This is a genomic window from Curvibacter soli, assembly GCF_029211125.1.
Lineage (GTDB): Bacteria > Pseudomonadota > Gammaproteobacteria > Burkholderiales > Burkholderiaceae_C > Curvibacter_A > Curvibacter_A soli.
In genome coordinates, this window is sequence record NZ_JARGEN010000065.1 from 1 (window position 1) to 10,964 (window position 10,964).

Consider the following 10,964-nt stretch of genomic DNA (forward strand, 5'->3'; position numbering starts at 1 on the left):
CGCACGATGTCGCTGTTGGAGATGCCCGAGCGCACAGGAAAGGCCGGATCGACCAGGGCGTTCAGATTGATGCGCTTCAGATACTGCCCAACGAGTGCCAAGCCGGCGTTGGAACTCAGGTCGTAGGGTAGCTTCTTGATAATGAAATCGGTCATGGCGCGCTCACCTGCAGGGTTGGGCGCCATTATACACGTAAGTTGTTGATTTACAAAGAGAAATCAAGAAAAAATGTGGTTGAACTCACGGATTCAGGCTTCAATTATTCCTATTTGACGTCCAATAAACTTCCAGCGTGTTTCTAATCGACAGTGCTGTCTTGCTTATTTTGTCAGTCAGCTTTTTAAGCGAAGCAACATCAGCTCCGGATCAAAAACAGCCTCACATGGCGCATGCAACCCACCACGCCCCATAACCCCAACACCACGCGACGGATGGGCATACAACGCCCCTATTATTTCTAGCCCAAATGGCCCCAATCGCTTGATACGCCAGTCCCGTCAGCTGCAAATATAATAGCAAACAGCACCCACCCTTCATCATCCGCGCGCCCACGCCCGACACACGCTCGCCGCGGATGGGCGAACCAAGCCGCCTCCAACAACCGCTACTCCCCCACCTCCCCATACGCCACCGCCACACTCCCGATCCCCTGCAGCTCTCCGCGCACCCACGCCCCCGCAGGCACGGCGCTCAGGCCGGTGCAGGAGCCGGTGGTGACGATCTGCCCGCGCCGCAGCGGCACCCCGCGCTCGGTGCAGTGGCGCGCCAGCCAGCCCAGCAGGGCCCAGGCGTCCTGGGCCGGGTTGCCGCCGGTGGTGTGCTGGATGCGCTGCTCACCCACCCACAGCGCGGCCCGCAGGGTGCGCAGGTCCAGCCGCTGAGCGGCATTCGTGTGGGGCGGCATGGCGGGGCCGATGATGAGCGCGCCGTGGCACAGCAGGTCCGCCAGTTTGGCCAGCGCGGGGGCGTCCGCGCCCTCGGCCAGCCGGCCTTCCACGCATTCGATGGCGGGCAGCACGGCGTCGCAGCTTTGCGCCAGCTCGGCGGGGGTGGGCTGGTCGCGGGGGCCCACGGCCAGGTCGCTGCCCAGGCGCAGGGCCAGTTCGACCTCCACCATGCGCCACGGGTAGCGCGCCGCCGGCAGCCGCGTGCCCGAGGGCAGCAGCCCGGTGGCGGGCAGCGGTGCGCAGTTCGGCGCGCTGCCCGGGCCTTTGCTGCCCACCTTCCAGCCACCCACCGGGCCCAGCAGCGCCAGGGTGGCGTCTTGCAGCGCATAGGCCTGGGCAGCGCTGGCGGGCAGCACGGCGCTGGCGGCGGGCAGGGGCCCGCCCGCATGGGCGGCGGCCAGCAGGCGGGCGGCTTCGGTCATCTGGTGCTGTTGCATGGGGCGCTTTCTCCTGGCGCGCATGGTACCGCCGCGGTGGCGGCGCGGGCCCGGGGCTTGCATACACTGGCCGCATGCCCCCCCCTTCCGCCCCAGACGTTTGCGCGCCGCCCGCCGCGCATGGCCGCTTCGGCTACCAGCCCATCCACCGCCGGCCCGGCTACGCCTGGCCCGGCGGCGCGCGGCTGGCGGTGTACCTGGGGTTCAACGTGGAGCATTTCGCCTTCGGCGAGGGCCTGGGTGCGGCGCTCGGGTCGGCCACGCCGCAGCCCGACGTGCTCAACTACACGTGGCGCGAGTACGGCAACCGCGTGGGCGTGTGGCGCTGCCTGGAGCTGTTCGACGGGCTGGGCCTGCCCACGGGCGCGCTGGTCAACACCGCGCTGTACGGGCACTGCCCCGAGGTGGTCGATGCGCTGGCCGCACGCGGCGACGAGCTGATCGCCCACGGCCACACCAATGCCGAGCGCCAGGGCGATTGGGACGAGGCGCGCGAGCGCGCATTGATTGCCGCCTGCCGCGACCGCATCGCGCAGCACACCGGCCAGCCGCCCGCGGGCTGGCTGTCGCCCTGGATATCGGAAAGCCGCGCCACGCCCGACCTGCTGGCCGAGGAGGGCTACCGCTACACCCTCAACTGGTGCCACGACGACCAGCCCGTGCGCATGCGCACGCGCGGCGGGCAGCCGCTGTGGTCGGTGCCGTACCCGCAGGAGCTCAACGACATCCCGATGATCGTCGCGCGCCAAATGGACGCGAAGGATTTCTGCCAGATGGTCGTCGACAACTTCGACGAAATGCTCGACCAGTCGGCCCGCCAGCCGCTGGTGATGGGCATCGCGCTGCACCCCTATATCGTGGGCCAGCCCTACCGCCTGCGCCACCTGCGCCGCGCGCTGGAGCACATCGCCGCGCAGCGCGACGCGGGCCGCATATGGTTCACCACGCCGGGCGCCATCTGCGCGCACGTGGACGCGCTCTTCCCCGCCTGAGGCCACCCACCATGCACCTCGACTTCGACACCCTCACCGAATACCAGCGCTACAAGCTCATGGCCAGCCTGATCGTGCCGCGGCCCATCGCGCTGGTCACCACGCTGGGCCCCACGGGCGTGGCGAACGCGGCGCCGTTCAGCATGTTCAACATGCTGGGCGAGGAGCCGCCCATCGTCATGGTCAGCATCAACCGCCTGCAGGACGGCGGCCTGAAGGACACGGCGGGCAACATCGCGCGCAGCGGCGAGTTCGTGGTCCACCTGTGCGACGAGGCCATGGCGCAGCAGATGCACCGCTGCGGCGACCGCCTGCCGCCCGACGTGAGCGAGCTGGCCGCCACCGGTCTCACGCCGCTGCCGAGCCTGCGGGTGGCGCCGCCGCGCATCGCCGAGGCGCCGGTGGCCTTCGAGTGCCGGCTCTGGGAAACGCTGGAGACCGCCAGCCGCCAGATCTTCATCGGCCGCGTGCTGTGCCTGCACGCGCGCGACGGCCTGATCGACACCGCCGCCTGGCGCGTGCGGCTGCAGGACTACCACCCGGTGGGCCGCTTCGGCGCGAGCTACTACGTCACCACGCGCGACCGCTTCGCCATCGACGCAGCGCCCGGCGCCATGGCGCAGGAATCGCTGCTGCCGCCTGCGCCGGCCTGAAAAATTCAAGCCGAATCGGCCCCCATCGCTTGATTTACCTGCGGTAACAGCTATTGTTTTAATAGCGTTCGCGGTACAGCCACGGCAGGTCCATGAGCCGCGCGCCGAACAGGCGCAGCGCCGCGTCGCGGCCCCAGCGCAGTGGCGCGCGGGCGTGGAAGATGCGGCCATTGCGCTGCGAGCGCGCCTGCACGCGCGCCACGCGGCGCCAGCGGTTGAGCGCATAGCGCCGCAGCGCCACGGATACGCTGGCCGCGTCCTCCCCGCCGGGGCGCAAGATATCCACCATGGCCAGGCAGCGCGCCAGCTCGTCCGCGTCCTCGATGGCCATGCCAGCACCCTGCGCCAGGTACGGGCGCATCGGGTGGGCCGCGTCGCCCAGCAGCGCGGCCAGGCCGCGCGCCATCTGGCCCGGCCCGACCAGCGGCGGGCGGTCGCACAGCGCCCACAGGCGCCAGGGCTGGGCCGCGCCCACGGCGTCCACCAGGTCGCGCAGCGGCGCGCAGGTGCCCTGCAGTGCGGTCTCCAGGTCGGCCCTGGTGGCGGCGTGGTCCCACTCGTCCCAGCCGCCCGCCAGCCGCCCTTCGGCCACCACCACCAGGTTGAGCCATTCGCCGCCGCGCACCGGGTACTGCACCGCATGCAGGCGTGGCGCCAGCCAGGCCGTGACCTGCTGGCTGCGCAGCGCGCGCGGCAGCGCGGCCTGCGGCACGACCGCGCGGTAGGCCACGTGGCCGGTGATGCGCGGCTCGCCGCCGGCATCGTCGCCCAGCACCTGCGCGCGCAGGCGGCTCCAGATGCCGTCGGCCACCACCAGCGCGTCGCCCTCCACCTCCAGGCCGTCGCCGGTGCGCACCACCACGGCCTGCGGCGTCGGGCCGGACGGCTGGATGCAGGCGGCGATGGGCGTGCCCAGACGCAAGTCCATGCCGGCCTGGCCGCACAGCGCGGCGTGCAGCAGCGCGTGCAGGTCGGCGCGGTGAAGGGTGGCGTAGGGCGCGCCGTAGCGCGCCTGGGCCTGTGGGCCCAGCGGCAGGGTGCCCAGCACGGCACCGCTGAGGGCGCTGCACGCCTGCAGCCGCTGCGGAAAAGCCGCCGTATCGGCCAGCGCGCGCTCCAGTCCCCAGGCGCGCAGGATGCGCGTGACGTTGGGGCCGAGTTGCACGCCCGCGCCCACTTCGCTGAAAACCGGCGCGCGCTCGAACAGCCGCACGCGCCAGCCCGCGCGCAGGCAGGCGTTGGCTGCGGCCAGCCCGCCGATGCCGCCGCCGGCGATCAGGATTTCCTTGGTAGCCATATGCGCGGCGATTGTGCCCGCGGTGCCGGCACCGGCTACTGCTTCTGCTTCTGCGGTGCGTCGGTCTTTTGCCCCGCCGCGGTCTTGCCGGCACAGGTGCCGCAGCTCTCGCAGGCGCCGCAGCCCGAGGGCGCGGCCAGCGTCTGCGCCAGGCGCTCGGCGCGCTCGGGGGCCACGCCGATGCGGCGCGAGCCGCTGGCCAGGCGCGGCGCCAGCGCCTGGCGCCAGGCGCGCGGCATCCAGTGCCACACGGCGTACACGAGCGCGGCGGCGACGATGGCGAAGACGATGGTTTGCTGCAACATGGCAATCAGCTCCAGAGCAGGGCAAGGCGATAGGCGATGAAACTCGCCGCGTAGGCCAGCGCGAACAGGTAGCCGGCCATCATGAGCGCGTAGCGCCACGAGTTGGTCTCGCGCCTGACCGTGGCGAGCGTGGAGATGCACTGCGGTGCGAACACGTACCACACCAGCAGCGAGAGCGCCGTGGCGGTGGACCAGCTCTGCGCGATCATCGGCGCGAGCTGGCCGGCCACGTCGTCGCCGCTGGCCGAAAGCGCATACACCGTGCCGAGCGCACCCACGGCCACCTCGCGCGCGGCCAGGCCCGGCACCAGCGCGATGCAGATCTGCCAGTTGAAGCCGATGGGCGAGAACACCGTTTCGAGCCCGCGACCGATGATGCCGGCCAGGCTGTACTGGATGGCCGCGCCGGTGGCGCCCTCGGGCGGCGACGGGAAGGAGGAGAGGAACCACAGGATGACCATCAGCGACAGGATGATGGTGCCCACGCGCTTGATGAAGATCATCGCGCGCTCATACAGGCCGTGCAGCAGGTTGCGGGCATTGGGCCAGCGGTAGGCGGGCAGTTCCATGAGCAGCGGCGAATGGCCCGCATCGCCGCGCAGGCGCTTGAAGCACCAGGCCACGGCCATGGCCGAGACGATGGCGCCGAGGTAGAGCGCGAACAGCACCAGCCCCTGCAGGTTGAACACGCCGCCCACGGTGCGCGCGGGAATGAAGGCGCCGACCAGTAGTGCGTACACCGGCAGCCGCGCCGAGCAGGTCATGAGCGGCGCGATCATGATGGTGACGATGCGGTCGCGCCAGTGCGTGATGGTGCGCGTGGCCATGATGCCCGGGATGGCGCAGGCGAAGCTCGACAGCAGCGGGATGAACGAGCGGCCCGACAGCCCCACCGTGCCCATGAGCCGGTCGAGCAGGAAGGCCGCGCGCGGCAGGTAGCCCGAATCCTCCAGCGCCAGGATGAACAGGAACAGGATCAGGATCTGCGGCAGGAACACCAGCACCCCGCCCGCGCCGGCGATGATGCCGTCCACCAGCAGGCTCTGCAGCAGCCCCTCGGCCATGTGCGCGCGCACCCAGCCGCCGAGCGCGTCCATGCCGCCGCTGATGGCGTCCATCGGCACCGAAGCCCAACTGAACACGGCCTGGAACATCAGGAACAGCGTCGCGGCCAGTACCAGCGTGCCCCAGAGCGGGTGCAGCACCACGCGGTCGATGGCGTCGTCGCGCGTCCAGGCCGTGGCGGGCTCGCGCACCGCGAGCGCGAAGATGCGGCGCACCTCCAACTGCGTGGCCAGCACCTGCTCCTGCGTCGCCGCCGGCCAGGGGGCCGCGGCGGCCTGCGACGGCGCATGGGGCGCGTGGGCGTCGAGCCAGCCCACGAGGTCGCTCGCGCCGCCGCTGTGCACGGCCACCGTCTCGACCACGGGCACGCCGAGTTCGCGCGCCAGCAATTCCACGTCGACCTCGATGCCCTGGCTGCGCGCCATGTCGGCCATGTTCAGCGCCAGCACCATGGGCACGCCGAGCCGGCGCGCCTCCAGCACCAGGCGCAGGTTGAGCTTGAGGTTGGTGGCGTCGGTCACGCACACCAGCAGGTCGGGCAGCGGCTCGCCGGGGCACTGACCCGTGACCACGTCGCGCGTGATGGCCTCGTCCACACTGATGGCGTTGAGGCTGTAGGTGCCCGGCAGGTCCAGCACCAGCACCTGGCGGCCCGCAGGCGTGGTCAGGCGGCCGGTCTTGCGCTCCACGGTCACGCCGGCATAGTTGGCCACCTTCTGGCGGCTGCCGGTGAGCAGGTTGAAGAGCGCGGTCTTGCCGCAGTTCGGGTTACCCAGCAGGGCCATGTGCAGCGGCGCAGCGGCGGTGTTCATGCACCCTCCGGCAGCGGCTGGACTTGCACCAGGGCCGCCTCGTACCGGCGCAGCGCGAAGGTGGCATGGCCGCCGACGCGCACGGCGATCGGTTCGCGCCCCGGGAAGCCGTGCGCGATCACGCGTACCCGCTCGCCGGGGACGAAGCCGATTTCCAGCAGGCGCAGGGCGATCTCGGACTGCTCGCCCGGCGACGCCGGGCGCATGGCCACGATGGTGGCCTGCGCGTTACGCGGCAGGGCGTCGAGCGAAATGGGTGCCACGGCGGCAGCGTGCGGGGTGGGGGTGGCGGCGGAAATCATCGTTCGGGGCTGTCGTCTCATTCCATGAATGATAACGATTCCCGTTTGACCGCGATTGTCCCTTGGGGCAACGTTGATTAAGATCAATTGCCGAGGGCGCAGGGATGAGTGCGCCTGAAAACAGGGCGTGCGCCGGAAAAGCGGCGCAAAAGGCCCAGGGGCAGCAAAAAGCCGCCCGCAGGCGGCTTGGCCGGTAACCGACCGCGGGAGGGGAAGTCAGTCCGCCAGCAACTGCCGCAGCACGAACGGCAGGATGCCGCCGTCGCGGTAGTACTCGACCTCCACGGGGGTGTCGATGCGCAGCGTGAGCTTGATCTCGCGCCGCGTGCCGTCGGCGCTGGTGATGGCGAGCGTGGCCTCGCTCTGCGGCTTGAGCTCGGGGTGCGGAATCACGTCGATGCGCTCGTTGCCCTTGAGTCCCAGCGTCTCCCACGACTCGCCGGGGCGCAACTGCAGCGGCAGCACGCCCATGCCGACCAGGTTGGAGCGGTGGATGCGCTCGAAGCTGCGCGCGATGACGGCCTTGATGCCCAGCAGTTGCGTGCCCTTGGCCGCCCAGTCGCGCGAAGAACCCGTGCCATACTCCTCGCCCGCGAAGACCACGGTGGGTATGCCCTCGCGGATGTACTGCATGGCGGCGTCGTAGATGAACATCTTCTTGCCCTTGTCCACGCCGTCGTTCTGGTAGAGCGTCAGGCCGCCCTCCTCGCGCGCGCCGTCGTCCCTGGGCGGGATCATGAGGTTCTTGATGCGCACGTTGGCGAAGGTGCCGCGCATCATGATCTCGTGGTTGCCGCGCCGCGCGCCGTAGCTGTTGAAGTCGGCCTTCATCACGCCGTGCGCCAGCAGCCACTGGCCCGCGGGCGAACTTTCCTTGATGGAGCCGGCCGGCGAGATGTGGTCGGTGGTGATGGAGTCGCCGAACAGCGCCATGATGCGCGCGCCCTCGATCTTGTAGCCTTTTTGGCCTGCAGCGCCCGTATCTACTGCGGTTGAAGCTACATTTTTTATAGCAAAGTCCTTGAAGAACGGCGGCTCGGCGATGTAGGTGCTCAGGGGCCAGTTGTAGGTCTGGCCGCTCACGCCCTTGATCTTCTCCCACAGCTTGCCGGGCTCGGTGCGCACCTTGGCGTAGTTCTCGCGGAAGGCCTTGCCCTTCATGGCGTACTTGAGCAGCGCGTAGATCTCGTCGCTCGTGGGCCAGATGTCGCCCAGGTACACGTCGCGCCCGCCCTTGCCCTTGCCCACGGGCTCGGTCATCAGGTCGCGCAGCACGGTGCCGGCGATGGCGTAGGCCACCACCAGCGGCGGGCTGGCGAGGAAGTTGGCCTTGATGTTGGGGTGGATGCGCGCCTCGAAGTTGCGGTTGCCCGAGAGCACGGCGGCGCAGACCAGGTCGTTGTTGGTGATGGCTTCATTGAGCTCGGGGGCCAGGTCGCCCGAGTTGCCGATGCAGGTGGTGCAGCCGTAGCCCGCGAGCGCAAAGCCAAGTTTCTCCAAGTACGGCAGCAGACCGGTTTCCGTGAGGTACTCGGTCACGATGCGCGAGCCGGGCGCCAGCGAGGTCTTGATGTGCGGCTGCACCTTCAACCCCGCCTGCACTGCCTTCTTGGCCAGCAGGCCCGCGGCCAGCATCACGCTGGGGTTGGAGGTGTTGGTGCAGCTCGTGATGGCGGCGATCAGCACATCGCCGCTGCCGATGACCACGCCCTGGTGCGCCGATGTGTCGGCCACGGCCACGGCAACGGCCTCTGCCGACTGCAGCGTGGAACGGTTGGCCACCATCTCGACCACGTTGCGCTCCGCGCCCTGCGGCAGCACGCGCTCCAGCGGCGCCTCGTCCTGCGTGGCGCCGCCCACGGGGAAGCGGCGGCCCAGGCGCTCGGCGGGCTGGTTGAAGCCGTTCTCCGACGCGGGCTTGCTGAACAGGCTGGCGAACTGGCCCGCGACCTTGCCGAGTTCGATGCGGTCCTGCGGGCGCTTGGGGCCGGCCAGGCTGGGCGTCACGTCGCCGAGGTCGAGCCTGACCACCTGCGAGTAGTCGATTTCGCCGTTGGCCGGCACGCCGAACAGGCCCTGGGCGCGAAAGTAGGCCTCGAACGCCTCGATCTCGCCCGCCGTGCGGCCCGTGCCCTTGAAGTACTCGATGGTCTTCTCGTCCACGGGGAAGAAGCCCATGGTGGCGCCGTACTCGGGCGCCATGTTGCCGATGGTGGCGCGGTCGGGCAGCGCCAGCGTGCGCGTGCCCTCGCCGAAGAACTCGACGAACTTGCCCACCACCTTCTCGCGGCGCAGGATTTCCGTCACGGTGAGCACGAGGTCGGTGGCGGTCACGCCCTCGCGCAGCCGGCCCGTCAACTCGAAGCCCACCACGTCGGGCGTGAGGAAGTACACCGGCTGACCCAGCATGGCGGCCTCCGCCTCGATGCCGCCCACGCCCCAGGCCACCACGCCGATGCCGTTGATCATGGTGGTGTGGCTGTCGGTGCCCACGAGCGTGTCGGGGTAGTACACGCCCCCCTTCGTCTTGTGCACGCCGCGCGCCAGGTACTCGAGGTTGACCTGGTGCACGATGCCGAAGCCCGGCGGCACCACGCCGAAGGTGTCGAACGCCTGCATGCCCCATTTCATGAATTCATAGCGCTCGCGGTTGCGCTGGAATTCGAGCTTCATATTCAGGTCGAGCGCTTTTTTCGTGCCGTAGTAATCGACCATGACGGAATGGTCCACCACCAGGTCCACGGGCACGAGAGGCTCGATACGCTTGGGTTTTTTGCCGAGTTTCAGGGCCACGCTGCGCATGGCGGCCAAATCGGCGAGCAGCGGCACGCCGGTGAAATCCTGCAGCACGACGCGCGAAACGACGAAGGGGATCTCGTCGGTGCGCGCGGCGCCCGGCGCCCAATTGGCAAGCTGTTGCACATGCTCGCGCGTGATTTTTCGGCCATCGCAATTGCGCAATACCGATTCGAGCACGATACGAATGGATACAGGTAGCCGTGAAACGCTCGGAAATTCCTTCGCCAGCGCGGGCAAAGAGAAAAACTCGCCTTCTTTGCCGGACGCCGTCTTGAAAGACTTGCGTGTTGCGGCGAATTCATGGGACTGGGACTTCTTCTTTGACATCGTGGACTCCTGGTTGACGCTACGGCATCTATTCTGGCAGTGTCCTGCATTTCGCTGCAACATCCAAGGGGCATTGGCGGGCGTACCGCCCTGCGCAGCACCGCCCCGGCGACCGCCTCCGGCGCGCGAAAGGGCGCCGGCCAAGAAAAAAACCGGCACAAGGCCGGTTTTCCTTGGAAAAATGCAATGCGCTTATTTGATCAGGAACTTCTCGCGATTCTGGTCCGCAATCCAGCGCGGGGCCTTGCCGCGGCCCGTCCAGGTTTCACCCGTTTGCGGATTGCGGTATTTGGCCGCCACTTTGCTGCCCGCAGTACTGCCGCGGGTTTTGGTGGGTGGAAATACGTCATGCGCCGTCAGGCCGTACTCGGCCACCAATGCGCGCGTCTTGGAAATGGCATCCGCCAGTTCACGCTGGCGGGCTTCGCTGATTTGCTGCTCCAGCGCTTCGCGCTGCTTCAGGAGTTCCTTGTATGTCGTCATGGCAGGGGCAGTTTAGAGTGAATACGAGAGCCGATTATATGGAAAAAATCGTCTCCCACAGAACAATCCCCACGGATTAGCGGAAAAAAGGGATTAATTCGAGGGGCACTTACCTGAACCCGAGTGTTCAATTGTTATTTTTGTTGATTTATCTTTATAAATCAACAATTTACGTGTGCAATGGCGCGCTGCCCTGCAGGTGAGCGCGCCATGACCGATTTCATTATCAAGAAGCAACCCTACGACCCGAGTTCCAACGCCGGCTTGGCACTCGTTGGGCAGTATCTGAAGCGCATCCATCTGAACGCCCTGGTCGATCCGCCCTTTCCTGTGCGCTCGGGCATCTCCAGCAGCGCCATCGCACGCGCCATGCAGAATGGAGGCAATCGCACAGGTCGCCGCCAGGGGCGACCCCGGGCAGACGCGGTATCGGGATCGGGATGGATGGTAGCGGCGCGTGGGCCGCGCGCGAAGTCATAGTCTTGTCCAACGAGGTATGAGCCTGGAGCCGGGCTCGTGATTCCACTGAGCAATGAGCCTGGCGA

At 68.3% G+C, this 10,964-nt stretch carries 10 protein-coding genes; 3 read left to right on the forward strand and 7 right to left on the reverse strand.

The window, feature by feature from the left end:
* Positions 1 to 604: 604 nt before the first annotated feature.
* Complete coding sequence (locus tag PY257_RS14170) at positions 605 to 1,384, reverse strand: 2-keto-4-pentenoate hydratase (RefSeq protein WP_275742952.1); 780 nt, start codon at positions 1,382 to 1,384, stop codon at positions 605 to 607.
* A gap of 74 nt (positions 1,385 to 1,458) precedes the next feature.
* Here PY257_RS14170 and PY257_RS14175 point away from each other — a divergent pair, with 74 nt between their 5' ends.
* Positions 1,459 to 2,376, forward strand: coding sequence for a polysaccharide deacetylase family protein (locus PY257_RS14175; protein WP_275742954.1), 918 nt, complete (start codon positions 1,459 to 1,461; stop codon positions 2,374 to 2,376).
* Between the two features lie 11 nt (positions 2,377 to 2,387).
* On the forward strand, positions 2,388 to 3,029 hold the full coding sequence (locus tag PY257_RS14180; RefSeq protein ID WP_275742956.1) for a flavin reductase family protein: 642 nt from the start codon (positions 2,388 to 2,390) through the stop codon (positions 3,027 to 3,029).
* A 58-nt stretch (positions 3,030 to 3,087) separates the two neighbouring features.
* Here PY257_RS14180 and PY257_RS14185 read toward each other — a convergent pair whose 3' ends face one another.
* The 6 genes from PY257_RS14185 to PY257_RS14210 form a co-directional block, all read right to left on the reverse strand.
* Complete coding sequence (locus tag PY257_RS14185; protein WP_275742958.1) at positions 3,088 to 4,326, reverse strand: FAD-dependent monooxygenase; 1,239 nt, start codon at positions 4,324 to 4,326, stop codon at positions 3,088 to 3,090.
* Positions 4,327 to 4,361: 35 nt separating this feature from the next.
* Positions 4,362 to 4,631 (reverse strand): DUF6587 family protein, encoded by a 270-nt coding sequence (locus tag PY257_RS14190; RefSeq protein ID WP_275742960.1) that lies wholly within the window; start codon positions 4,629 to 4,631, stop codon positions 4,362 to 4,364.
* A gap of 5 nt (positions 4,632 to 4,636) precedes the next feature.
* Positions 4,637 to 6,508 (reverse strand): ferrous iron transporter B, encoded by a 1,872-nt coding sequence (gene feoB, locus PY257_RS14195; RefSeq protein ID WP_275742962.1) that lies wholly within the window; start codon positions 6,506 to 6,508, stop codon positions 4,637 to 4,639.
* Positions 6,505 to 6,810 (reverse strand): FeoA family protein, encoded by a 306-nt coding sequence (locus PY257_RS14200; RefSeq protein WP_275742964.1) that lies wholly within the window; start codon positions 6,808 to 6,810, stop codon positions 6,505 to 6,507. Before PY257_RS14200 ends, feoB begins: the two co-directional genes overlap by 4 nt.
* Before the next feature lie 216 nt (positions 6,811 to 7,026).
* Positions 7,027 to 9,936 carry an aconitate hydratase gene (locus PY257_RS14205; RefSeq protein WP_275742966.1) on the reverse strand — a complete coding sequence of 970 codons (2,910 nt, stop codon included), beginning with the start codon at positions 9,934 to 9,936 and terminating at the stop codon, positions 7,027 to 7,029.
* A 192-nt stretch (positions 9,937 to 10,128) separates the two neighbouring features.
* A complete protein-coding gene (locus PY257_RS14210) occupies positions 10,129 to 10,419 on the reverse strand; it encodes an H-NS histone family protein (protein WP_275742969.1) in 291 nt (96 codons plus the stop codon).
* 210 nt (positions 10,420 to 10,629) lie between these two features.
* Here PY257_RS14210 and PY257_RS14215 point away from each other — a divergent pair, with 210 nt between their 5' ends.
* Complete coding sequence (locus PY257_RS14215; protein WP_275742971.1) at positions 10,630 to 10,899, forward strand: hypothetical protein; 270 nt, start codon at positions 10,630 to 10,632, stop codon at positions 10,897 to 10,899.
* The last annotated feature ends 65 nt before the right edge of the window (positions 10,900 to 10,964 follow it).

Excerpts from the sequence above, each read along its gene's own strand:
- PY257_RS14180 (WP_275742956.1), top strand. The coding sequence starts at position 2,388 with ATGCACCTCGACTTCGACACCCTCACCGAATACCAGCGCTACAAGCTC.
- PY257_RS14215 (WP_275742971.1), top strand. The coding sequence starts at position 10,630 with ATGACCGATTTCATTATCAAGAAGCAACCCTACGACCCGAGTTCCAAC.
- PY257_RS14210 (WP_275742969.1), bottom strand. The coding sequence starts at position 10,419 with ATGACGACATACAAGGAACTCCTGAAGCAGCGCGAAGCGCTGGAGCAG.
- PY257_RS14170 (WP_275742952.1), bottom strand. The coding sequence starts at position 1,384 with ATGCAACAGCACCAGATGACCGAAGCCGCCCGCCTGCTGGCCGCCGCC.
- feoB (WP_275742962.1), bottom strand. The coding sequence starts at position 6,508 with ATGAACACCGCCGCTGCGCCGCTGCACATGGCCCTGCTGGGTAACCCG.
- PY257_RS14205 (WP_275742966.1), bottom strand. The coding sequence starts at position 9,936 with ATGTCAAAGAAGAAGTCCCAGTCCCATGAATTCGCCGCAACACGCAAG.
- PY257_RS14200 (WP_275742964.1), bottom strand. The coding sequence starts at position 6,810 with ATGATTTCCGCCGCCACCCCCACCCCGCACGCTGCCGCCGTGGCACCC.
- PY257_RS14190 (WP_275742960.1), bottom strand. The coding sequence starts at position 4,631 with ATGTTGCAGCAAACCATCGTCTTCGCCATCGTCGCCGCCGCGCTCGTG.
- PY257_RS14185 (WP_275742958.1), bottom strand. The coding sequence starts at position 4,326 with ATGGCTACCAAGGAAATCCTGATCGCCGGCGGCGGCATCGGCGGGCTG.
- PY257_RS14175 (WP_275742954.1), top strand. The coding sequence starts at position 1,459 with ATGCCCCCCCCTTCCGCCCCAGACGTTTGCGCGCCGCCCGCCGCGCAT.